This is a genomic window from Streptococcus mitis (genome assembly GCF_047464965.1).
Classification (GTDB): domain Bacteria; phylum Bacillota; class Bacilli; order Lactobacillales; family Streptococcaceae; genus Streptococcus; species Streptococcus mitis_DU.
Window position 1 is genome coordinate 1 of sequence record NZ_JASHAT010000009.1, and the last position, 23,036, is coordinate 23,036.

25 protein-coding genes and 2 pseudogenes are annotated in these 23,036 nt (G+C 37.4%); 18 read left to right on the forward strand and 9 right to left on the reverse strand.

All coding sequences use genetic code 11. From position 1 onward, the window contains the following. Positions 1–340: 340 nt before the first annotated feature. A complete protein-coding gene (locus QM408_RS06860) occupies positions 341–1,345 on the forward strand; it encodes an NADP-dependent oxidoreductase (RefSeq protein WP_261150548.1) in 1,005 nt (334 codons plus the stop codon). A 16-nt stretch (positions 1,346–1,361) separates the two neighbouring features. Continuing rightward, positions 1,362–2,006 carry a TetR/AcrR family transcriptional regulator gene (locus tag QM408_RS06865; protein ID WP_020901488.1) on the forward strand — a complete coding sequence of 215 codons (645 nt, stop codon included), beginning with the start codon at positions 1,362–1,364 and terminating at the stop codon, positions 2,004–2,006. A 93-nt stretch (positions 2,007–2,099) separates the two neighbouring features. On the opposite strand, the gene gdhA is transcribed toward QM408_RS06865, so the two are convergent. Further along, positions 2,100–3,446 carry an NADP-specific glutamate dehydrogenase gene (gdhA, locus tag QM408_RS06870; protein WP_000199543.1) on the reverse strand — a complete coding sequence of 449 codons (1,347 nt, stop codon included), beginning with the start codon at positions 3,444–3,446 and terminating at the stop codon, positions 2,100–2,102. Between the two features lie 228 nt (positions 3,447–3,674). Between gdhA and QM408_RS06875 the strand changes: the two genes are divergently transcribed. From QM408_RS06875 to QM408_RS06905, 7 genes are all read left to right on the forward strand, one after another. Then, on the forward strand, positions 3,675–4,610 hold the full coding sequence (locus QM408_RS06875; RefSeq protein WP_094753212.1) for a dihydroorotate oxidase: 936 nt from the start codon (positions 3,675–3,677) through the stop codon (positions 4,608–4,610). A gap of 32 nt (positions 4,611–4,642) precedes the next feature. Continuing rightward, a complete protein-coding gene (gene holA / locus QM408_RS06880; RefSeq protein WP_247952873.1) occupies positions 4,643–5,680 on the forward strand; it encodes a DNA polymerase III subunit delta in 1,038 nt (345 codons plus the stop codon). Positions 5,681–6,054: 374 nt separating this feature from the next. Next, positions 6,055–6,660: a superoxide dismutase SodA gene (gene sodA, locus QM408_RS06885; protein ID WP_006150800.1), complete on the forward strand. Its 606-nt coding sequence runs from the start codon at positions 6,055–6,057 to the stop codon at positions 6,658–6,660. A gap of 161 nt (positions 6,661–6,821) precedes the next feature. Next, positions 6,822–7,352 (forward strand): YutD family protein, encoded by a 531-nt coding sequence (locus QM408_RS06890; RefSeq protein ID WP_064276466.1) that lies wholly within the window; start codon positions 6,822–6,824, stop codon positions 7,350–7,352. Positions 7,353–7,372: 20 nt separating this feature from the next. Then, a complete protein-coding gene (rlmN, locus tag QM408_RS06895; RefSeq protein ID WP_000804760.1) occupies positions 7,373–8,458 on the forward strand; it encodes a dual-specificity RNA methyltransferase RlmN in 1,086 nt (361 codons plus the stop codon). Then, a complete protein-coding gene (locus QM408_RS06900; protein WP_414374043.1) occupies positions 8,458–8,940 on the forward strand; it encodes a VanZ family protein in 483 nt (160 codons plus the stop codon). Before rlmN ends, QM408_RS06900 begins: the two co-directional genes overlap by 1 nt. A gap of 1 nt (position 8,941) precedes the next feature. Then, positions 8,942–10,483 carry an ABC-F family ATP-binding cassette domain-containing protein gene (locus QM408_RS06905; RefSeq protein ID WP_414374045.1) on the forward strand — a complete coding sequence of 514 codons (1,542 nt, stop codon included), beginning with the start codon at positions 8,942–8,944 and terminating at the stop codon, positions 10,481–10,483. 139 nt (positions 10,484–10,622) lie between these two features. Here the strand turns inward: QM408_RS06905 and QM408_RS06910 are convergent, their stop codons facing one another. Together QM408_RS06910 and QM408_RS06915 are read right to left on the reverse strand one after the other, a co-directional pair. After that, a complete protein-coding gene (locus QM408_RS06910) occupies positions 10,623–11,447 on the reverse strand; it encodes a peptidylprolyl isomerase (protein WP_414374047.1) in 825 nt (274 codons plus the stop codon). A 287-nt stretch (positions 11,448–11,734) separates the two neighbouring features. Continuing rightward, a pseudogene (locus QM408_RS06915) lies at positions 11,735–12,110 on the reverse strand (tyrosine-type recombinase/integrase); the annotation flags it as partial. A 65-nt stretch (positions 12,111–12,175) separates the two neighbouring features. Between QM408_RS06915 and QM408_RS06920 the strand changes: the two are divergent. Together QM408_RS06920 and QM408_RS06925 are read left to right on the forward strand one after the other, a co-directional pair. Continuing rightward, positions 12,176–12,981 (forward strand): IS5 family transposase gene (locus QM408_RS06920; protein ID WP_152639385.1). Its coding sequence is split into 2 segments (ribosomal slippage): positions 12,176–12,550 and positions 12,553–12,981, totalling 804 coding nucleotides; the frame shifts between segments, so codons are not numbered across the junction. A gap of 121 nt (positions 12,982–13,102) precedes the next feature. Beyond that, a complete protein-coding gene (locus QM408_RS06925) occupies positions 13,103–13,321 on the forward strand; it encodes a hypothetical protein (protein WP_152639384.1) in 219 nt (72 codons plus the stop codon). 100 nt (positions 13,322–13,421) lie between these two features. Here the strand turns inward: QM408_RS06925 and QM408_RS06930 are convergent, their stop codons facing one another. The 4 genes from QM408_RS06930 to QM408_RS06945 are packed head-to-tail and all read right to left on the reverse strand — an operon-like array spanning position 13,422 to position 17,511. Next, positions 13,422–14,792 carry an MFS transporter gene (locus QM408_RS06930; RefSeq protein ID WP_061425175.1) on the reverse strand — a complete coding sequence of 457 codons (1,371 nt, stop codon included), beginning with the start codon at positions 14,790–14,792 and terminating at the stop codon, positions 13,422–13,424. After that, positions 14,792–15,889, reverse strand: coding sequence for an oxidoreductase (locus QM408_RS06935; RefSeq protein WP_042901634.1), 1,098 nt, complete (start codon positions 15,887–15,889; stop codon positions 14,792–14,794). Before QM408_RS06935 ends, QM408_RS06930 begins: the two co-directional genes overlap by 1 nt. 1 nt (position 15,890) lies before the next feature. After that, on the reverse strand, positions 15,891–16,571 hold the full coding sequence (locus tag QM408_RS06940; RefSeq protein ID WP_000684424.1) for an AAA family ATPase: 681 nt from the start codon (positions 16,569–16,571) through the stop codon (positions 15,891–15,893). A gap of 22 nt (positions 16,572–16,593) precedes the next feature. Then, positions 16,594–17,511 (reverse strand): AvrD family protein, encoded by a 918-nt coding sequence (locus QM408_RS06945; protein WP_000351501.1) that lies wholly within the window; start codon positions 17,509–17,511, stop codon positions 16,594–16,596. Positions 17,512–17,613: 102 nt separating this feature from the next. On the opposite strand from QM408_RS06945, the gene QM408_RS06950 reads away from it, so the two are divergent. Then, positions 17,614–17,943 carry a winged helix-turn-helix transcriptional regulator gene (locus QM408_RS06950; protein WP_000447029.1) on the forward strand — a complete coding sequence of 110 codons (330 nt, stop codon included), beginning with the start codon at positions 17,614–17,616 and terminating at the stop codon, positions 17,941–17,943. Positions 17,944–18,463: 520 nt separating this feature from the next. Here the strand turns inward: QM408_RS06950 and QM408_RS06955 are convergent. Further along, on the reverse strand, positions 18,464–18,688 hold the full coding sequence (locus QM408_RS06955; protein ID WP_414374052.1) for a helix-turn-helix transcriptional regulator: 225 nt from the start codon (positions 18,686–18,688) through the stop codon (positions 18,464–18,466). A 2-nt stretch (positions 18,689–18,690) separates the two neighbouring features. Continuing rightward, the gene (locus QM408_RS06960) at positions 18,691–19,287 is read right to left on the reverse strand and encodes a hypothetical protein (RefSeq protein ID WP_414374054.1); all 597 of its coding nucleotides are present in this window, start codon (positions 19,285–19,287) and stop codon (positions 18,691–18,693) included. A gap of 686 nt (positions 19,288–19,973) precedes the next feature. Between QM408_RS06960 and rpsP the strand changes: the two genes are divergently transcribed. From rpsP to trmD, 6 genes and pseudogenes are all read left to right on the forward strand, one after another. Beyond that, positions 19,974–20,246: a 30S ribosomal protein S16 gene (rpsP, locus tag QM408_RS06965; protein WP_000268760.1), complete on the forward strand. Its 273-nt coding sequence runs from the start codon at positions 19,974–19,976 to the stop codon at positions 20,244–20,246. Positions 20,247–20,265: 19 nt separating this feature from the next. Continuing rightward, the gene (gene kphA, locus QM408_RS06970; protein ID WP_000379617.1) at positions 20,266–20,505 is read left to right on the forward strand and encodes an RNA-binding protein KphA; all 240 of its coding nucleotides are present in this window, start codon (positions 20,266–20,268) and stop codon (positions 20,503–20,505) included. A 44-nt stretch (positions 20,506–20,549) separates the two neighbouring features. Continuing rightward, positions 20,550–20,921, forward strand: a pseudogene (locus tag QM408_RS06975) (MazG nucleotide pyrophosphohydrolase domain-containing protein). A gap of 57 nt (positions 20,922–20,978) precedes the next feature. Continuing rightward, a complete protein-coding gene (locus tag QM408_RS06980) occupies positions 20,979–21,767 on the forward strand; it encodes an alpha/beta fold hydrolase (RefSeq protein WP_049542951.1) in 789 nt (262 codons plus the stop codon). A 30-nt stretch (positions 21,768–21,797) separates the two neighbouring features. After that, a complete protein-coding gene (gene rimM / locus QM408_RS06985) occupies positions 21,798–22,316 on the forward strand; it encodes a ribosome maturation factor RimM (protein WP_084926481.1) in 519 nt (172 codons plus the stop codon). Further along, entirely contained in the window at positions 22,306–23,025 is a 720-nt protein-coding gene (trmD, locus tag QM408_RS06990; protein WP_084926480.1) for a tRNA (guanosine(37)-N1)-methyltransferase TrmD, read from the forward strand. Before rimM ends, trmD begins: the two co-directional genes overlap by 11 nt. The last annotated feature ends 11 nt before the right edge of the window (positions 23,026–23,036 follow it).

Genomic DNA, 23,036 nt, shown 5'->3' on the forward strand with positions numbered 1-23,036 from the left:
GAATCTTTCTAATGAGTTGTTTTGTCGCTTTTCATTATAGATCTTATGGGACTTTTTTTCTACAACAAAATAGGCTCCATAATATCCATAGGGGATTTACCCACTACAAATATTATAGAGCCTTTTTATTTTTTTATTCCATGGGGCAAAAATGGAAAGGAATCTTTAAAAGTGAGGAGAGTTAGATTGAAAGAATCATATTTGTAAATCGAAATGATGGATATTTGTATCATGTTATAAATCGTTATCAAACGATAATATTGATTTTCTTACAAATTAAGAGTATAATTTATAAAAATGAGTGTTCACTCAATTTTTGTGAAATTAAGGAGTAAAGAAAATGGTTGTTGAAGCAATAGAGTATAGTCGTTTCGGTAACGAAGAGGTCTTGGATTTGCTGAAGATCGACTCTACAGCCTTGGATGTAAATCAGGTGAGAGTAGAAGTTCATGCTGTTGGTTTAAATCCTATTGATTATAAAACTTTTGAGGGAGCGAAAACCCTTCGATTTTTATCTTTTATAACGAAATTACGGAAACCAAGTCGTTGGTTTGAATCCAAATCATCTTTATTTCCAAGAGGTGTGGGGAGAGATTTTTCTGGAGTTATTACAGAAGTTGGAAATGAAGTAACTAGGTTTTCAGTAGGAGATAAGGTGTTTGGAACAATGATTAGCGATCCTGGTTTGGGAACTAAGAGGGGAGCTTTAGCAACAGAAATTTGTGTCAATGAATCAGAAATTGTATTGAATCCAGAGATGATCGACATGACTCACGCAGCTACTATGGGAGTAGCTGCTCTAACTGTGGGTGGGGCTTTTAGAAGAATAGGTTTAAATTCAAGAGATACTGTTGTTATTTCAGCTGCAGCAGGAGGTATTGGAAGTATTGCAGTACAGTATGCAGTTGCTAAGGGGTCGACAGTGATTGGAATAGCAAGTAAGAAAAATGCAGAGTATCTGAAGTCTTTAGGTGCCATACCAGTAAGTTACGAAGAGAACATCAAGAAGGCTCTTCTATCAGCTAGTCCAACGCCTATTACAAAGTTTTTGGATTGTTATGGATCTGATTATGTTAGATTGGCTTTTAGTTTAGGTTTGAAGGGAACAGCTATTGGGACATTAGTACCTTCACCCTATGTTATGATAAAAGGTGCTCAGTTTACTGGTCCGAGACATTCTACATACGATGATTTTAGCACTTTAGCTGAAATGGTCTCAGACGGGAAGGTTCAGCTGAAAATTGATCAAGTGTATGACTTTTCTCTAAAGTCAGTTAGAGAAGCCTATCGTAGTCTGAAAATGGGACACAGTCGAGGCAAAAAAGTCGTAAAAGTAAGAGAGTAGGAGAGAGGTGCTAGCGATGGAAAGTTTAGAACAAAAGTATGCTCAGACGTTAGAAGTTAGCAACTTGAGCTTGAAACAACGTCGAGTATTATTATCAAGCTTAAAATTATTCTCAGAAATTGGATTTGAGAATACAACATCCAGCCTTATTGCCGAACGAGCTGGAGTGTCAGAAGGAACTGTTTTTAGTTACTTTAAAACGAAGGAAGGTATTTTAGAAGCCATTTTATCTACTTTTCTAGAACAGGTTATTCCAGAAGTGATTGCGGATTTCTCAGAAAAGAAATTCACAGTAGATCAGGAAACTTTTCCCTTCTTTTTAAAAAGTATTGTTCGAGATAGGCTCTTTTTCATTCAGGAGAACCAAATGCATGTTAAAATTCTCTTGGGGCGTTCTTTTATTGATAAAAATCTTTCTATCCAGTTAGGAAATATTATTGTTCAATCTATAATAGAACCAATTAGCCCTGTTTTAAATCAATTTAAAGAAAAGGGACTTATTCTAAATTGGTCAAATGAAAGAATTGTTCGTTACATCTTAGCATTGAGTTTTTCTTATCTTATTCCCATGATGTTGAATGATGAAGGAACTATAAACATAGATGAAGCAGTTGATGAGATTGTTGAATGTTTGTCATCTGCCCTAATGAAAGTAAAATAAATTCTGATGTTAAAACTCACTGTTAATGGTGAGTTTTTTGGATTCAACATAAAAATCCCCAATCGTAGCGATTGAGGATTAAGCAAATGAATCTTAAACAATACCTTGTGCAATCATAGCGTTTGCTACATTTTCAAAGGCAGCAATGTTTGCTCCTGCAAGGTAGTCTTTATCAAGACCATATGTTTCTGAAGTTGTTTTAGCTGTGTTGAAGATGTTTGTCATGATGTCTTTGAGACGTCCATCAACTTCTTCACGAGTCCATGAGAGGCGAAGACTGTTTTGGCTCATTTCAAGGGCTGAAACGGCTACACCACCGGCATTGGCTGCTTTAGCAGGTCCGTAGAAGATTCCATTTTCTTTGTAAACTTTGATGGCATCAAGGTCGCTTGGCATGTTGGCACCTTCAGATACACAGATAACGCCTTGAGCAACTAAACGTTTAGCTGCTTCACCATTGATTTCGTTTTGAGTCGCACATGGAAGCGCAATGTCATAGTTTCCAGCGTAAGTCCATACAGAACCTTCATGATAAGTAGCAGTTGCTTTCTCAGCTGCATATTCAGTCAAACGAGCGCGACGTTTTTCTTTAACATCAACCAATAGATCGAAGTCGATACCATTTTCATCGATGACATAACCATTTGAATCAGATACAGAGATAACAGTTGCACCAAGTTCAGTCGCTTTTTGAAGAGCGTATTGAGCAACGTTACCAGAACCTGAAATAACCACTTTCTTACCAGCAAAGCTGTTACCGTTAGCTTTAAGCATTTCTTCAGTATAGTAAACCAAACCGTAACCAGTTGCTTCTGGACGAATCAAGCTACCACCAAATCCAAGAGGTTTACCAGTCAAGACACCAGCATCAAATTGGTTAAGGCGTTTGTATTGACCGTAAAGGTAACCAATCTCACGTCCACCAACACCGATATCACCAGCAGGTACGTCAAGTGATGGGCCGATGTATTTTTGTAGTTCAGTCATGAAGCTTTGGCAGAAGCGCATCACTTCAGCATCTGTTTTACCTTTAGGATCGAAGTCTGATCCACCTTTACCTCCACCGATTGGAAGTCCAGTCAAAACGTTTTTAAAGATTTGTTCAAATCCGAGGAATTTCAAAATCCCTTGGTTTACAGTTGGGTGGAAACGAAGTCCGCCTTTGTATGGTCCAACAGCTGAGTTGAATTGAACACGGTAACCGCGGTTTACTTGAACTTTTCCATCACGGTCAACCCAAGGAACACGGAAAGAAATCACGCGCTCTGGCTCAGTAATACGTGCCAAGATATTTTCTTCGATATACTCAGGGTGTTTTTCAAATACAGGTTCTAAAGTGTTGAAAAATTCTTCAACAGCTTGAAGGAACTCAGCCTCGTGCCCGTTACGAGCTTTTACAGTTTCAAACACGCTTTGGATATATTCTTTAGCAGATGTCATATCGTTCTCCTTAAATTCTAATTTAATTATGTGTGTCATTATAGCAGAATTTTTTTTAACTGTAAAGAGAAAAAACAAAAATTTTCTAAAAATTCTATCAATTTAGTTTTGAGACTTTTTAAAAATAGATAAAAAACGAACCTTTTTCTTGTAAATATCTTTCTCAAAGAGAAAATCTGAAAATATGGTATAATATTAGCAATAAAAGGAATCTGGAGGATCAGAATCATGGTATCAACGAAAACGCAAATTGCTGGTTTTGAGTTTGACAATTGTTTGATGAATGCAGCAGGTGTGGCTTGTATGACGATAGAGGAGTTAGAAGGGGTTAAAAACTCAGCGGCAGGAACCTTTGTCACTAAGACAGCGACCTTGGACTTTCGTCAGGGGAATCCTGAGCCACGCTATCAAGATGTTCCACTTGGTTCCATCAACTCTATGGGCTTGCCAAATAATGGCTTAGACTATTATTTGGACTACCTTTTGGACTTGCAGGAAAAAGAGACGAACCGAACTTTCTTCCTATCTCTAGTCGGCATGTCTCCAGAGGAAACCCATACTATCTTGAAAAAAGTCCAAGAGAGTGAGTTTCGTGGTCTGACTGAACTAAACCTTTCCTGTCCAAATGTTCCAGGTAAACCTCAGATTGCCTATGATTTTGAGACAACAGACCGGATTTTGGCAGAGGTATTTGCCTACTTCACCAAACCTCTTGGAATTAAATTGCCACCATATTTTGACATTGTTCACTTTGACCAAGCGGCAGCTATTTTCAATAAGTATCCTCTTAAGTTTGTCAACTGCGTCAACTCTATCGGAAACGGCCTTTATATAGAAGATGAGTCTGTCGTTATTCGTCCTAAAAATGGTTTCGGGGGCATTGGTGGCGAGTATATCAAACCGACTGCTCTAGCTAATGTTCACGCCTTTTATCAACGTTTAAATCCTCAAATCCAAATCATCGGAACAGGTGGCGTTCTGACTGGTAGAGATGCCTTTGAACATATCCTCTGTGGAGCTAGTATGGTGCAGGTGGGAACTACCCTTCACAAAGAAGGAGTTGGTGCTTTTGATCGTATTACCAATGAACTGAAAGCAATCATGGCGGAAAAAGGGTACGAAAGCCTAGAAGATTTCCGTGGGAAATTGCGCTATATTGATTAAATTCATTAAAAAATCAGAAGAAAGGAGAGAAGATGCTAGCCATTGAAGAAAGTCAGAAGTTGACTTTATCAAATTTACCTAGTCTGAGCCTATTTACAGGGACAGATCAGGGTCAGTTTGAAGTGATGAAGAGTCAAGTATTGAAACAGATTGGTTATGATTCTGCCGACCTCAACTTTGCCTACTTTGATATGAAAGAAGTAGTTTACAAGGATGTGGAACTGGAGTTGGTCAGTCTTCCTTTCTTTGCGGATGAGAAAATCGTGATATTAGATCATTTTGTCGATATCACAACTGCTAAAAAGCGCTTTTTGACAGATGATGAGCTCAAGTCATTTGAGGAATACTTTGACAATCCTTCACCAACAACCAAGTTGATAATCTTTGCAGAAGGAAAGCTGGATAGCAAAAGACGGTTGGTTAAATTACTTAAGCGTGATGCCAAGGTCTTCGATGCAGTAGAAGCTAAAGAACAAGAACTGCGTCAGTATTTTCAAAAGTGGAGCCAGAAAGAAGGTCTGCAGTTTGCCAATCATTCTTTTGAAAATCTCCTCATCAAGTCTGGTTTTCAATTTAGCGAAATCCAGAAAAATCTCCTCTTTTTACAGTCCTATAAAGAAGACTCTGTTATCGAGGAAGAGGATATTGTTAACGCAATTCCCAAGACCTTGCAGGACAATATTTTTGATTTAACTCAGTTTATTCTGACTAAAAAGATGGATCAGGCGCTCGATTTGGTTAGAGACTTGACCTTGCAAGGTGAAGATGAAATTAAGTTGATTGCCGTCATGCTAGGACAATTTCGGACTTTTACTCAGGTGAAGATTTTGGCGGAATCTGGGCAAACAGAATCTCAGATTGCAAGTAGTCTAGGAAGTTTTCTCGGACGCAATCCCAATCCCTATCAAATCAAGTTTGCGCTGAGAGATTCAAGAGGACTTTCTTTGAGCTTTTTGAAGCAAGCTATTTCCTATTTGATTGAGACAGACTATCAGATTAAGACAGGTCTTTATGAAAAAGGTTTCCTTTTTGAAAAGGCACTCCTACAGATTGCTAGCCAGGTAAATTAATCATATTTCAAAAAATTTTTATCCCGCGTCAATATTATCTTGTCGTGGGTTTCTTGCTGATTTGCTTATTTTATACTCAATGAAAATCAAAGAGCAAACTAGGAAACTAGCCGCAGGTTGCTCAAAGCACTGCTTTGAGGTTGTAAATAAGACTGACGAAGTCAGCTCAAAACATGTTTTTGAGGTTGCGGATGAAACTGACGAAGTCAGTAACTATACCTACGGCAAGGCGACGTTGACGAGGTTTAAATTTGATTTTCGAAGAGTTTTATTAGAAAGTATTTCAGTGATTTCTTCATCTATAAGCAAAAAACTTGAAAAAAGTGAATGTTTGCGTTATCATTTTCATATAGAAAGAAAAAGAGGTATTACAGATGGCTATTATCTTACCAGATCTTCCATATGCATACGACGCTTTGGAACCATACATCGATGCGGAAACAATGCACTTGCACCATGACAAACACCATCAAACTTATGTCAACAATGCTAATGCAGCTCTAGAAAAACACCCTGAAATCGGTGAAGACCTTGAAGCTTTGCTTGCTGATGTAGAATCTATCCCAGCTGATATCCGTCAAGCACTTATCAACAACGGTGGTGGACACTTGAACCACGCTCTTTTCTGGGAATTGATGACTCCTGAGAAAACAGCTCCATCAGCAGAACTTGCAGCAGCAATCGATGAAACATTTGGTTCATTTGAAGAATTCCAAGCAGCATTCACTGCAGCAGCAACAACCCGTTTCGGTTCAGGATGGGCATGGTTGGTTGTCAACAAAGAAGGTAAACTTGAAGTGACTTCAACAGCAAACCAAGACACACCAATCTCAGAAGGCAAAAAACCAATCTTGGGCTTGGACGTTTGGGAACATGCTTACTATGTGAAATACCGCAACGTACGTCCTGACTACATCAAAGCTTTCTTCTCAGTGATCAACTGGAACAAAGTAGATGAATTGTACGCAGCTGCTAAATAATGATATGATATATGGAGGGAAGAATTGTTCTTCTCTTTTTAAGGTTATATTATTTTGGTCTGACAAAATCGTCAGACTTTTTTCATTTTTATGAGAAACGTGCTAAGTGCTAGAAATTATGGTAGAATAAAGTATTAAGTAATCGTGGAAAAAGGATATCTATGCGAAAAGAAATTGCACCTGAATTATACAACTATAACAAGTTTCCTGGTCCTGAGTTCCATTTACACGGGGACAAGGTTGAAACGGAAGGGATAGCTTTTTCCTTGGTGGAAAATATCAAGGATGCCTTTGATGTGACGGCTTTTAATCAGCGTTTTTCAGAAGTCTTAACCAAGTTTGATTATATCGTGGGAGACTGGAGCAACGAACAGCTTCGCCTACGAGGTTTTTATAAGGATGACCGAACAGAAGAAAAACTTGAAAAAATCAGTCGTTTACAAGACTATCTTTTAGAGTATTGTAGTTATGGTTGTGCCTATTTTGTCCTAGAAAATGAAGCACCTAAGCGCGCATCATTTGACAAGAAAATGCGTAAGAAGGAAGAAGAAACACCTTCTAAAAAAGGAAAGAAATCGACTCAAACCAAACGAAAACCGAATGCAGATAAGAAAAATAGACGTCGTCAGAAGGACCAGCATTCTCAGAAAGAGGACAAGGGGCAACGTCATTTTGTCATTCGTCAGAAGTGAGTAGAGAATAAGGAGTAGAAATGAAACCGTCAATTTATAGTTTAACACGTCAAACCATGCAGGAATGGGTTTTGGAGCAGGGAGAAAAGAAATTCCGTGCAGACCAAATTTGGGAATGGCTTTACCGTAAACGTGTCCAGTCATTTGAAGAAATGACTAACCTTTCAAAGGATTTGATTGCTAAGCTTAATGACCAGTTTGTGGTCAATCCCTTGAAACAACGTATCGTTCAAGAGTCTGCTGATGGGACAGTTAAATATCTTTTTGAATTGCCGGATGGTATGTTAATTGAGACAGTACTCATGCGTCAACACTATGGTTTGTCAGTCTGTGTGACCACTCAGGTCGGCTGTAATATCGGTTGTACCTTCTGTGCTTCTGGTTTGATTAAGAAACAACGTGACCTCAATAACGGTGAAATCGTAGCGCAAATCATGCTGGTTCAGAAATACTTTGATGAGCGTGGTCAGGACGAACGCGTCAGCCATATCGTTGTCATGGGGATTGGTGAACCCTTTGATAACTACAACAATGTCTTGAATTTCGTTCGTACTATCAATGATGACAAGGGAATGGCCATCGGTGCTCGTCACATTACGGTTTCAACCTCAGGTTTGGCCCATAAAATTCGTGATTTTGCTAATGAAGGTGTTCAGGTTAATCTTGCCGTTTCCCTTCACGCACCTAACAATGAATTGCGCTCAAGCATCATGAAGATTAACCGTGCCTTTCCGATTGAAAAACTCTTTGCGGCTATTGAGTACTACATTGAGACAACTAATCGTCGTGTGACCTTTGAGTATATCATGCTCAATGAAGTCAATGACGGTGTAGAACAAGCCTTGGAATTGGCTGAATTGCTCAAGAACATCAAGAAATTGTCTTATGTAAACTTGATTCCTTATAACCCAGTTAGTGAGCATGACCAATATAGCCGTAGTCCCAAAGAGCGCGTCCTGGCCTTCTATGATACGCTTAAGAAAAAAGGGGTTAACTGTGTTGTTCGTCAAGAGCACGGAACAGATATTGATGCAGCTTGTGGACAATTGCGTTCCAATACAATGAAACGTGACCGCCAGAAAGCAGTCGCAGCAGTCAATCCTTAATGATGAAGAAGACTTATAATCATATTTTGGTCTGGGGAGTTATTTTCTATAGCATTTGCATTGTCTATTTTTGCTTTACTCCTCAAGAACAATCTCCCGTGGGGGTGGAAACTCCAGGTATTCAGCATCTTGGACGCCTGGTTTTTCTTTTGACTCCTTTCAATTCTCTTTGGAAACTGGGCGAAGTGAGTGATGTAGGACAATTATTTTGGATTTTTTTACAAAATATCCTCAATGTCTTCTTGCTTTTTCCTCTTGTTTTCCAACTCCTTTATCTCCTTCCAAACTTAAGGAAAACAAAAAGAGTTCTTCTTTTCAGTTTTCTAGTGAGTCTTGGAATCGAGTGTACGCAGTTAGTCTTGGACCTTTTCTTTGATTTCAATCGCGTCTTTGAGATTGATGATTTGTGGACCAATACCTTGGGTGGCTATCTGGCTTGGTTCCTCTATAAACAACTACATAAAAACAAGATAAGGAATTAAAATGAGTATTTTAGAAGTTAAAAATTTGAGTCACGGTTTTGGTGACCGTGCAATTTTTGAAGATGTGTCCTTCCGTCTTCTCAAAGGAGAACATATCGGTCTGGTAGGTGCTAATGGTGAAGGAAAATCAACCTTTATGAGTATCGTGACTGGTAAGATGTTGCCAGATGAAGGAAAGGTTGAGTGGTCTAAATATGTGACTGCTGGTTACTTAGACCAACATTCTGTCTTGGAAGAAGGACAGTCGGTGCGTGATGTTCTCCGTACAGCCTTTGATGAGCTTTTCAAAGCAGAAGCCCGTATCAATGACCTTTATATGGAAATGGCTGAAGACGGTGCGGATGTTGATGCTCTCATGGAAGAAGTTGGCGAACTGCAAGATCGTTTAGAGAGTCGTGATTTCTATACCTTGGATGCTAAGATTGACGAAGTAGCGCGTGCCCTTGGTGTTATGGACTTTGGCATGGATACAGATGTAACCTCTTTGTCAGGTGGGCAAAGAACCAAGGTGCTTTTGGCTAAACTCCTCCTTGAAAAGCCCGATATCTTGCTGTTGGACGAGCCGACCAACTACTTGGATGCTGAGCATATTGACTGGCTCAAGCGTTATCTCCAAAACTATGAGAATGCTTTTGTCCTTATTTCACACGATATTCCATTCCTAAATGACGTTATCAATATTGTCTATCATGTGGAAAATCAACAGCTGACGCGTTACTCTGGTGACTACTACCAGTTCCAAGAAGTCTATGCTATGAAGAAATCTCAGCTAGAGGCAGCTTACGAACGTCAGCAAAAAGAAATTGCGGATCTCAAGGACTTCGTGGCTCGAAACAAAGCGCGTGTTGCAACACGAAACATGGCCATGTCTCGTCAGAAGAAATTGGATAAGATGGATATTATCGAGCTGCAAAGTGAGAAACCAAAACCATCCTTTGATTTCAAATCAGCTCGTACACCAGGGCGCTTTATCTTCCAAGCCAAGGATTTGCAGATTGGTTATGACCGTCCACTTACAAAGCCCTTAAACCTTACCTTTGAACGTAATCAGAAAGTTGCTATTATCGGGGCAAATGGTATCGGGAAAACAACTCTCTTGAAGAGTCTCTTGGGCATTATTCCACCAATCGCTGGGGAAGTGGAACGCGGTGACTACCTAGAACTTGGATACTTTGAGCAGGAAGTAGAAGGTGGCAATCGTCAAACACCACTAGAGGCTGTCTGGGATGCCTTCCCAGCTCTCAACCAAGCAGAAGTTCGTGCAGCCCTTGCCCGTTGTGGTTTGACAACCAAGCATATCGAAAGCCAAATTCAGGTCTTGTCAGGTGGGGAACAAGCCAAGGTTCGTTTCTGTCTCTTGATGAATCGTGAAAACAACGTTTTAGTGCTGGACGAGCCGACCAACCATTTGGATGTGGATGCCAAGGATGAACTCAAACGTGCTCTTAAAGAATACAAGGGATCTATTCTTATGGTCTGTCACGAACCAGACTTCTATGAAGGCTGGATGGACCAAATCTGGGATTTTAATAATCTAACTTAAAAATGAGGATAAAAGAAATACAGTACCGAATGTGGGTACTGTATTTTTTGGTTTTTAAGATTTAATACTCTTCGAAAATCAAATTCAAACCTCGTCAACGTCGCCTTGCCGTACTCAAGTACAGCCTGCGGCTAGTTTCCTAGTTTGCTCTTTGATTTTCATTGAGTTTAAAATCGTAGTCTTTCACCACTTCGATGCTGTCGATTGTGATAGCAGTAGTTGGCTTGTCTTTCTCATCTTTTTCGGCTTTAGCAATCTTATCTACAACATCCATACCATCAATGACTTGACCAAAGACTGGGTGCTTACCATCTAGACTAGGATTTCCCCCTTCTTTATAGGCTTCGATGATTTTCTTTGGATACTTGCTTGTAGGGAGTTTAGCAGAGGTATCTGTAGAGTTTTGGTTGATGAAGAACTGGCTACCATTGGTGTTTGGTTGACCAGTATTAGCCATAGAAAGAGCACCACGGATGTTATAGAGATAAGGAGTGATCTCGTTTTTGAAACCAGTTCCCTTGTCTTTAGTCTTATCCTTGTCATGCCAGATGGACTGACCACCTGTACCGTCCCCTTTTGGATCTCCAGTTTGGACCATAAAGCCATCGATGACACGGTGGAAGGTAATTCCGTTATAGTATCCTTCTTTGGCATGAGTGAGGAAGTTTTCAACCGCTAGAGGAGCGAGTTTAGGGAAGAGTTTGATACGGATATTGCCTTGACTTGTGTGTAGAATCACTTCAGCCTCGTCTTCAGCAACTTCTTTAGATAGTTGTGGGAAATTGGCGTTTTCGTTTGTTAAAGCATCGTTTAACTCCTTAGCAGATTGGGCAGCTGCTTTGGAGCTCTCTTCAGCAGCCAAGCTAGAATCTACATAGTCATCACCACGCAAACTACGTTGGATGTTGCTACATCCAGCTAGGGCTACAGTGGATAGTAAAAGAAGGGTTGCTAGTTTTTTCATTCTGATCCTCTCAAAAATTCATTTCTACCATTGTACCCTAAAAAGAAGGGGATTTCAAATATTAGTAACAAGGCAGTTTAAGAGGAAGCCAACCAGAAAGTCGCTTGTTTAGAGGTATCAATACCATAAGTGTACTCGAAGTATTTAGGAAACCAGGTCTTAAGAAAGCTCGTAAAGCTAGCCAGTTCTCTAAACGTTAAGAAACGGCTACAATACAGCATTTATCAACACTTCATGGTTCACACCATGGGGTGTTTTTTGATGTTTTTTTAGCAAAATTCACACCATTACTTTTTAAGGTTACGGTAGGCAAATTCACCAACGGCCATAGGAACTACATTAGAAGTGTTGACATAAATCTGAGTTGTACCTGTATCGCTATGTGTTAGAGCTTCTGAAATGTCCTCTAGTGATGTGCCAAATTGTTTGGCAAGAGTTGCACCCGTATGACGTAATTTATGAGGTGTAGCGTGTGTTAGTTCTGGATGACGTGAGGTAGTCAGAGTGTAGTGGACCGTTAACATTGCTCTTCATATCGATATAAGTAAAGACATACTGTTCATCAGATTGGATAATTCCAAATTTTGCTAGTTCTCTTTTTTGTTGCTTTTCCCATGACTGAAGTAAATCAGTTAGTTCAACAGGAATTTGGGAAATTGTTTTTTATTTCCTTAGGTTGGTATTAGTAATAGACTTCCTGCGAAACAAAAATATGATACAATAAAACTATGAATTATGAATCAAGTAAAGTATTAAGTGATGCACGATTTAAGCGCCTTGTTGGTGTTCAGCGCACTACTTTTGAAGAGATGTTAGCTGTGTTAAAAACAGCTTATCAACGTAAACACGCGAAAGGTGGACGAACCCCTAAGTTAAGCCTAGATGACCTCCTCATGGCTACTCTTCAATATATGCGAGAATACCGCACTTATGAACAAATTGCGGCTGATTTTGGTATTCACGAAAGCAACTTAATCCGTCAGAGTCAATGGGTTGAAGCAACTCTTATTCAAAATGGTTTTACGATTTCAAAAACTCATCTTAGTGCTGAGGATACGGTGATTGTGGATGCAACAGAGGTAAAAATCAATCGTCCTAAAAAAATCAACTAGCCAATTATTCTGGTAAAAAGAAATGTCATGCTATGAAGGCTCAGGCGATTGTCACAAGCCAAGGGAGAATTGTTTCTTTGGATATTGCAGTGAACTATTGCCACGATATGAAGTTGTTCAAAATGAGTCGCAGAAACATCGGACAAGCTGGTAAAATCTTAGCAGACAGTGGTTATCAAGGGATCATGAAGATGTATTCACAAACGCAAACTCCGAGGAAATCAAGTAAACTTAAGCCACTAACTCTTAAAGATAAATCCTATAATCATGTGCTATCTAAAGAGAGAATCAAGGTTGAGAATATTTTTGCCAAAGTAAAAACGTTTAAAATGTTTTCAACAAGCTATCGAAATCGACGTAAACGCTTTGGATTACGAATGAATTTGATTGCTGGAATTATCAATCGTGAACTAGGATTTTAGTTTCGCAGGAAGTATAATAAAAGCCATTAATTATATATCAAATACAATCTATACTACTTATCAGTTAGTAAAAGATTTAAAAGATTTGACTAGTGAAACGATTGCTAGCGAGGTTCAGGATATGAGTGAAGAGCTACTCAAAAGAGATATTGCAATTGATAGTAGCCTAGTTCATTATGATGACGGTCTTCTTTTGGGAAGTTTAATCAATATTGAGGATAGCCAAGGAACACGACGAGTGTTATCTAATTTATCATATGAACTAACGCTTATGCATTTTTCACAGTTTCATCAAGGTTATGAGGTAGTTGGTATTTTACAATCTTTGCGACAAAAGTAATTGAGTTATTTATTAAGCAAATTATGATGATTGGAGTAATTGTGCTGAGAAATAATATAAAACGCAATCAACTTTTAAATTGATTGCGTTCTGTTTAGTTTTATTCTTTTCCATAAAGGTAACGACTAGCAATTAACCAAGTAGCAATATACATTATCACGTTAACCAAAAATGCGATAACGATGACTATATTCCAATCATGGGATAAATTAGTAGTTACAATCCCCATAATTGTTGTACCAAAAAGTCCACCAATCTGTTTGTTAGCGTTTAGAGTTGCACCAGCAATTCCAGATAATTCTTGACCAGCAGCTTCCATAAGAATGGTTGTAGTTGCTGGAGTTAACACTCCGATACCTAGACTCATTAAAGAAAATAAAGGAATTAGGATGTATAGTTGAATTTCATGAAAAAGAACTCCAATTCCAAAAATTCCTGCTGCTCCTACAATGGCAAAAATAATTGAGACAGTAGCGAGGCTTCCCACGGAAAATCGTTTTACAGCACGTGCGTAAAATAAATTACCAATAATTAAGACAATCATTCCTGGTAGAATGAGGAGTCCAGAAACCATTGAGGAAAGGTTTAAATAAGTTTGAAAATAGAGTCCTAGCACCAAAACAATGCCATATAGTGAAATGTTAACTACTAAACCTAATAGATTAGAGACAATAAACTTAGCATTTTTTAATAGTTGGTGGGGAACAATAGGTGCTTTACTTTTTTTATCGTGGACTACTAAACCAATAGCAAATAATATAAATAGGAGAAGAAACAATAAAAGATTTGAGTTACTATAACCATATTGATTCCCTCCAACAAGGTAAATAACTAGACTTCCGATAGTTGTAACCAGAAATATATTACTAAAGATGTCAATTCTGGTCTTTAGATTGGCAATATTATTTTTCACGAGAAGTAATATTGAAATTACTGTCAAAATTCCAAATGGAATATTGACCAAGAAAATACCCCTCCATCCGAAGTAGTTAATTATTAGTCCACCAATAAAAGAACCAGTACCGGTTGCAACAGAAATAATTGCTGTCCAGATTCCTAACATACGTGCTCTTTTAGTAGAATCGGGGTATGAAATGAATAAAAGTGCTAATGAACTTGGCATAAACAAAGAAGCACCGAAACCTTGAATGAATCTAAGTATAATTAATGTTTCAATATTTGGTGAAAAAGAGCACCCAAACGAGGATAGTGTAAAAATTGTCATTCCAATTAATAAAATTCGTTTAGCACCATATTTTGTTGTTAGATTTCCTGAAAGTAGGAGTAAAGACCCTAAAGCTAGTGTATAGGCGTTAATAATCCAAATGGATTGCTCTAATGAGACTCTCATAGCTGTTTCAATATGGGGAACAGCAAGAACCACTCCGGTTGTATCTAGGACCGCCATAATGTATCCTAGTGAAAGAATAAAAAGTAGATAAGCTGGCGCTTTTGTATTTGTTTTTTTCATCAATCTTCCTCCGTTATTTCATCAAACCAATTTTCATTTATCAATAGAGGACGACCAAAAGCAAGTAAATCAAACCCTCCTTCTTTAAAATCAGAAACTAAATTATTCGAGTAAAAAATTTGTGCCTTTTTCCTTTGTAAATGAAGATATGACATTTTAGGTTGTGATGTTATTTCTGTAATAAGTGTTGGAATATCTTTGTATAGAATTTCAGGTGAACCTATGCCTCCAGTTGTTATTGTAGGCTTATTTGCAATTTTTTTCACCCAGTATGATAAATTGCCTGATTTTCCAGTGACAGCAGAATCTGTATAGTTTATTTCAGAGCAGTCAAAGATATCAACACCTGCATTTGAAATTGGTATTATGATTTGTTTTAATTCCTCTAAAGTTTTTGCTAATTTTGCAGTAGGATCATAACTTTTAAAATTTGATAGGCGAATGAAAATCGGAAAATTGTCCCCAACAACTTTTCTACATTCCTTAATAACTCTTTCTGCAAAGTAAGTTCTATTTTTAAAACCAAACTCATCAGTTCTCTGGTTGGTCTCTGCTGTTAAAAAATCATGAATTAAACTACCGTGTGCAGCATGAATATCAACTCCATCAAAACCAGATATTTGAGCTTTTCTGGCGGCTTCAGCAAATTTTTGGACAATAAGGTTAATTTCTTCAACTGATAAAGGTGACCCCACTTTCTTTTTTCCAATGTATCCAGATGGAGTAGAGACCTTAAGAGATAAATCAGTTTTTGAAAATGCTCTTGAACTCCCACTATGCCAAAGCTCAGCAATAGCCTTACTTTTTTCTTGGTGAATTGCCTTGGTTACTTGTTTCCATACCTCAATATCACGACTGGTTGAAATATTTGGTATATTTTCATTGTTAGTAGCAGTTTCATGCTCAATATTTATAGCGCCTATAATAAATAGCCCTACATTTTTTGCTCTTCGCTTATAGAACTCGGCAATTTCTGGTTTGGGAACACCACTTTCTACAAATCCTGTTGGAACTGGATTCATTACAATCCGATTTCTTAAAGATAGTTGGGATGTCTCAAACTTGGAAAAGAGGATATTTCTCAAATCTTTATCCATATTATTTACCCTCCTGAACGATATTATAGTTTTGCGCTTCCTTTTTTGCTAAAGAAACTGCTTGTTCAATACTTATTACAGGTTTTAGTTGATAAATTTCTGAAATCTTCTGGAGTCTTTCCTCGATAGTACCGCCCACGATATGGTAAGGAATTTTTAATTCATCCAGTGTTATTAATAGCAAATCGTTTGAGCGTTTTCTAAATAATTCTGACACAGGACGATGGCCATCTGGAGCTAAAGGAAATTCAATAGGCAAATGTACAAATGATTCATAAGTTTCTTTAGCATAGTCTTTTGCAACAGACCCAAAATTTTTCATAACTTCTCTAAGATATTTGAGGTCATCAGTTAAAATAATATTTCCTTTATCTGTCTCTTGGTTGGGATTCATTCCTAATTCGGTTCTCACCATACCGTATACCCATTCATGTAAAGAGGAGCCATCAGAAACAAAAGAGTCAAGATGAGACTCCCTAACTGCTCGCTCCATTAGACGACGAATTCCTAATTGAACCAGCTCAGGACCAGTGGCGTCTTCTAATCTTTTTCCGGGTAAAGCTATGGGAAGAATCTCTCTCATAGTTTTTGCGTGTGTACGTGGTAAACCAGTATAAAAAGCTAGTGCTAAAGTTGTTGTCGTTTTTCCTGTCGAATAAGTTCCTGAAATTGCTATTTTCATATTAGTCCTCTTTCTATTTATCTTATAGCTCTTGAGCCACGGAATATATCAATGTTGACTCTCCAAGTTTTGAAATCATATCACTAACTCGAACATTCTTTCCTTTTAAAGGTACTATTTTAGTTTTTAGAACTTGAACTTTAATGTTGCCTTCACTTAACTGTGAATCGTTTGAAAGGTTGCGTAGGATTTTAATTTTACGCATTATCAATGTTTTCGAAAATTCTCTAGGGGTTCTGTCCAAATATGAATGTAACACTTCCGTAAGTTCAGCTGTTACAATTATATGGTCTAAGATAGATGGTAATCTCTTTTTCAGGAGATGTGCTGATTCAATACCACTAAATTTATCTGAATAGGAAAAAGAAGTAGTAGCTGAAATAGAATTTAATTCTGTTTTCACCGAAATATCAGTTAGTTTGGTATCAACTGTTTTAAAGTTTGAAAAATAGTAATCTTCTCCAGAATTTATTTTAAGTTGTTTTGAGTCATCAAATAAATCGACAACTAATTCAACCGAAAACGAAGCTATCCTTCCCTTGAAGGATAGCTTATCATCTGATGATAAGCTCAATTTTGCTGTAACATTTTTCAAATCTTCTACAAGAGATTTTCCTGCTTTTACCGAGAAACTAGAAATTAGAGCATTATTGATTGTGTCCTCTTCTATGACTAATTCTTCTCTAAGAAAATCGCTGACTAGTTTCACAGCAAGTACAATAGAATCTAAAGAGCTAAAATGTGGTTTTATTGACTCAATATTTTTCTTAGTTGACCAACTCTTCGGATAGTTGATTTCAAATACTGACTCAATTCCTTCAAAAGTAATATGTTTAACTTTCTGAAAATATTTTACTTGTGTATATCCATTACCAAAGTATCTTCCATCAGGACTGCCGAGAATATCTTCAATACGGTCAAACTTAGTTATAATGTCCATAGTAATTTCTCCCTTCAAGTGATATAATTAATTTATCATGTAATTATTTATAAAACAAGAAGGGAAAAAAAGTATAGTAACTATCAAAAAAGGAGGAAATGAATGGAGACTTGCAAGATGCAACCTTTGAAAAAATCAATTTGTCCAGCAAGAAGGGTCTTGAATTTACTAAAGGGTAAATTTACTCTTGAGATTTTATCTGAAATTATTAATGGTAATATACATTATGGTAGTCTTTTGCGTAGTGTAGAAGGTATTAATCCTAGAATATTAGCTCAACGGTTACATGATTTCGAGCAAGAAGGTATTTTATCAAGAAAAGTTTTACCGACATCGCCTCCACAGGTTGAATATAAAATGACAAAAAAAGGTATTGCTCTAAGAAGTATCGTTGAAGAAATGAAAAAATGGGAGCAAACTTATAGAAATTAGATTGAATTTACATAATTTATTATTAATATTTTTCTATAAAATAGAAAATGTAATTCTGAAAGATTTGGTAATCTTGTTAATCAAAGCAACGTAAAAACCTAGTTCAAATGTGTGACTAGGGTTTTTTGGCTCTATAATTTTTGTCGTGGGTAAGACCATAGGTAAAAACAGGCAAAATAAAAAATCATCTAAATAGTGGTGTGAACTTTTCGGTACATTCTAGCTCATTTTTTTGATTTTTTGGGGTGAAATTCACACCATTCAACTGAAATTTATTCAAATTAGATGAAATTCTGTTTTCTGAAAAAGTTGGAAAACATTGATTTTAAGCATTTACTGAAGGTTATTCAAATCATAGTTTTTCCAACCAGATCTTAAGAAAGCTCGTAAAGCATCACAATTAGTAAAGGTTAATTCGAAAGAATTGCTATATTTTAAAAGGGCACATTTTCAAAGGATTTTTTCTTTTGGCTTCAATTTTTAATTAATCAATGAACTTAATACTAGGTCTCGAAAAGAATTATGCTTCCTCTTTCTGTCTGAGTTCAAAGAGGTCTTCTACTTTCAGATTAAAAACTTGAGCAATTTTAAGAGCCATTTCCAGCGAAGGATTGTAACGGTTATTTTCCAAGTGCAGAATTGTCTCGCGTCGAATGCCGATGAGGTCGGCTAACTCCTGCTGGGTCATGCCTGTGGACTCACGAACAGATTTGAGATTAGTAATAATCTTGCTTTCTTTGGCCATGCTTATCCTCTACGTTCCAAGATAAAATAGACAACCGCAAAGATGCTAATCAAGGCAGCTATGCTAATAAATATTTGGCCCATGTAAAGAGTGAGAGCCCCCATATACCCAATGATAACTGCTAGAATCATCAGTGCGCCTAGTATAAAAACAAACATCAAGCTAGCTGCCTTGGCTAAATTAGCATAAAAGCGTTCGTCCGGAGTTTCCTTGACATTTTTCAAACAGAAAAAACCAAATAAAATCAATTCAATAACGAGGCCAATTCCCATAATCCATTCTTTAATACCAGAACTTACGCTTGGGGTCGCAACCCAAATCCCTACTGTATAAAAAATGCTTGCTGCAAAAATAAGTATCGTGTAAAGCTTAGCAGACAAGTCAAAAATAATCTTCCCCTTACCTTTCTGAATCTTATAAGGCCGTGGTTTCATATGTAGCCAGCTCCAAATAGCTATAATTTGACCTGAGACTGAAATACCAGTAATAACTAACTTGGGTCCCCAACTAAGATTAGAACCAAATAAAACAATAAAATCAATAAAGAGAGCTACGGCAATCACTGCAATGAGGCCACGCATTTTTTGACTTTTTTTCATGATAGACTCCTTTTTTATGTTATAAATATATAACACTTAAATTTTATGTTATAAATATATCACATTTAAATCTGGAAAGCAAGAATTTATGTGCCAAGGTGGCAATTATTTGGAAAATCTAGATACTCTATGAATCTCTACTTTTTTCTTAGACTGTTATAAAGTCTGTCAGAATAAGCGTTATAGGTGTAGAAGTTAATTTTTACAGAACTAAATTATTCCCCTATTTAGAATCTATTAATTTATATTTTATAAATTAATTAGTAGATATCATTCTTAAAATCCTTGATATTTCGTTTGGGAACGGGTTTAGGATTTAGGAGCCAAGTATCCAAATCTCGTTCAGACGATATGAAGAGTTTGAGTTGATGGTCTTTATAAAATGTTTCTAATACTCTTCGAAAATCAAATTCAAACTATGTCAGCTTTACCTTGCCGTACTCAAGTACAGCCTGCGGCTAGCTTCCTAGTTTGCTCTTTGATTTTCATTGAGTATAAAATAGTATTCACGGATAGCCTCTTTCAAACATTTATTTCCTATTCTAACAAATTTCTAAATAGTTTAAGAATTTTATAGTCTGTCAAGTTTTTTTCTTGACACCTGTCAGAAATCTGATATAATAGAACATGTGCTAAATAGCTCAGCTATTTCACCGAAATAAAAAATAAGAAAAGAGACTTTAAAAATGGCAGTTAAAATCCGTTTGACTCGTATGGGTTCTAAGAAAAAACCTTTCTATCGTATCAACGTAGCAGATTCACGTTCACCACGTGACGGACGTTTCATCGAAACAGTTGGAACTTACAACCCACTTGTTGCTGAAAACCAAGTAACTTTGAAAGAAGACCGCGTTCTTGCATGGTTGGCTGATGGAGCTCAACCTTCAGATACAGTACGTAACATCCTTTCAAAAGAAGGCGTATTGAAGAAATTCCACGATTCTAAATTCTCAAAATAAGTTTAAAGTAGGTTGACAGATGGATACGATTGAAAATCTCATTATTGCGATTGTGAAACCCTTGATTTCACAACCAGATGCCTTAACTATCAAGATTGAAGATACACCAGAATTTTTGGAATATCATTTGGATCTTGATCAAAGCGATGTGGGTCGTGTAATCGGTCGTAAGGGTCGCACTATTTCTGCGATAAGAACGATTGTCTACTCTGTCCCAACTGAAGATAAAAAAGTAAGAATCGTTATTGACGAAAAATAAGAAGAGCGGGACGAATGTCTCGCTTTTTTTGCAAGGAGCAGGATATGAAGGATTTAACGTTTAAACAATTACAAGACTAGTTACTCGAACATTACCAGCAGTCTCGGACTGAGTAAGGTCTTTTTATCAAGCTAGTGGAGGAAGTCGGAGAAGTAGATGAAGTTTTGAATGGTCGCTCTGGTCGAAAAGATGGGGTTCAAGATTCTAACGATGAACTAGCAAAAGAACTGGCTGATATCATTCACTACACTGTCGCAATTGCGGTCATCAACGACATAGATCTAACCAAGACTATTTTTGAAAAAGACAAAAAGGCGGCTATCAAATATCAGCATGAACGTGATTTGGAAGGATTTTTGAAGGGGACAAGAGCTGATGTCCTCTTTCTCCAACTTGAGAAAATCTTTGGAACGTGATAAAATAAAGGATAAGGATTTTTAATAATTCATTATATAGAACGAGTGGATTTCTTTATGAAGAGGTTTGAAGTATCTACAGAAATTGGTAGTCTCTCTGTTACTTATCAAAAACAAAAGAAAATGCTAGTTTGTTTAAGTGGCGCAGGTTTGCTACCAAGTTATGAAAATTTTTCACTTATACTTGAAAAACTTCCTCCTACAATTGGTTATTTGACAATTGATTTTCCGAACACAGGTAGGAGTCCGATTCATGACCAAACTGGAAAAAATCTAGATAATCTTGCAGATGCGGTTTATGAAGTACTTGAAGAATTAGGGATTTCTGAATATATACTTTGTGTACATAGTTTGAGTGGAATTTTAGCTTGTGAATTGCTCAACAAACCAATTAAGTGTCAGGCTTTAGTAGCGCTTGAACCGACAACTAAAAAAGTAATGTTTGCTGATTTTTCAGAAAATCCTTATCCAGAAATGGAAGAGCAAATGAGACTGATTGAAGAATTTGGTCCTGAACTTTATTTTAAGAACTTAACTCAAGCAACATTTAGCCCTGAGATTAATAAAGAAATCTGGGAAATAATGCAAGAAAAAGGTTCAGAGTTGGAAAATCAAGATACAGGATTTCAGATATCTGGAGAGATTACTGAGGAAGATTTTGAGAATGTATCTATAGAATCTTATATCCCTGTATTTATTTTTTGTCAGCCTTATAGAGAAAAAGAGTACAGAGAATCAGAATATTGGACTTCCAATACTAAACTCATTTTAGGAGGGAATCACCATTATTTACAATGGTCAGAATCAGAAAAAATTGTGACTATTATTCGAGAATTGTCCGAATAAGATGGATAGAAATAGAGTACAGGAGACAAGATGAACTACTTTAATGTTGGGAAAATCGTCAATACGCAGGGATTGCAGGGTGAGATGCGAGTCTTGTCTGTGACGGATTTTGCAGAAGAACGGTTTAAAAAAGGGGCTGAGCTGGCTTTGTTTGATGAAAAAGATCAGTTTGTTCAAACAGTGACCATCGCTAGCCACCGTAAACAGAAGAACTTTGACATTATTAAATTCAAAGATATGTACCATATCAACGCTATCGAAAAGTACAAGGGGTACAGTCTCAAGGTCGCTGAGGAAGATTTGAATGACCTAGACGATGGTGAATTTTATTATCATGAGATTATCGGTTTGGAAGTCTATGAGGGAGAGAACCTGATTGGAACCATCAAGGAAATCCTGCAACCAGGTGCCAACGATGTCTGGGTGGTCAAGCGGAAAGGAAAGCGTGATTTATTATTACCTTATATCCCACCAGTGGTTCTCAATGTTGATATTCCTAATAACCGCGTCGATGTGGAAATCTTAGAAGGGTTAGACGATGAAGATTGATATTTTAACCCTCTTTCCAGAGATGTTTTCTCCACTGGAGCACTCAATTGTTGGAAAGGCTCGAGAAAAAGGGCTCTTGGATATCCAGTATCATAATTTTCGAGAATATGCTGAAAAGGCCCGCCATGTCGACGATGAGCCCTACGGAGGAGGTCAGGGGATGTTGCTCCGAGCCCAACCCATTTTCGATGCCTTTGATGCTATTGAAAAGAAAAATCCGCGCGTCATTCTCCTCGATCCTGCTGGAAAGCAGTTTAATCAGGCTTATGCTGAGGATTTGGCTCAAGAGGAAGAGTTAATCTTTATCTGTGGGCACTATGAGGGTTATGATGAGCGTATTAAGACCTTGGTGACAGATGAGATTTCCCTGGGTGACTATGTCTTAACTGGTGGAGAATTGGCGGCCATGACCATGATTGATGCGACGGTTCGCCTGATTCCAGAAGTGATTGGCAAGGAGTCCAGCCACCAAGATGATAGTTTTTCTTCTGGCCTTCTTGAATATCCTCAGTACACACGTCCCTATGATTATCGAGGTATGGTTGTACCAGATGTATTGATGAGTGGTCACCATGAAAAGATTCGTCAGTGGCGATTGTATGAGAGTTTGAAGAAAACCTATGAACGCAGACCGGATTTGCTTGAACATTATCAACTGACAGCAGAAGAAGAAAAAATGCTGGCAGAAATTAAAGAAAACAAAGAATAAAGGAGATACCT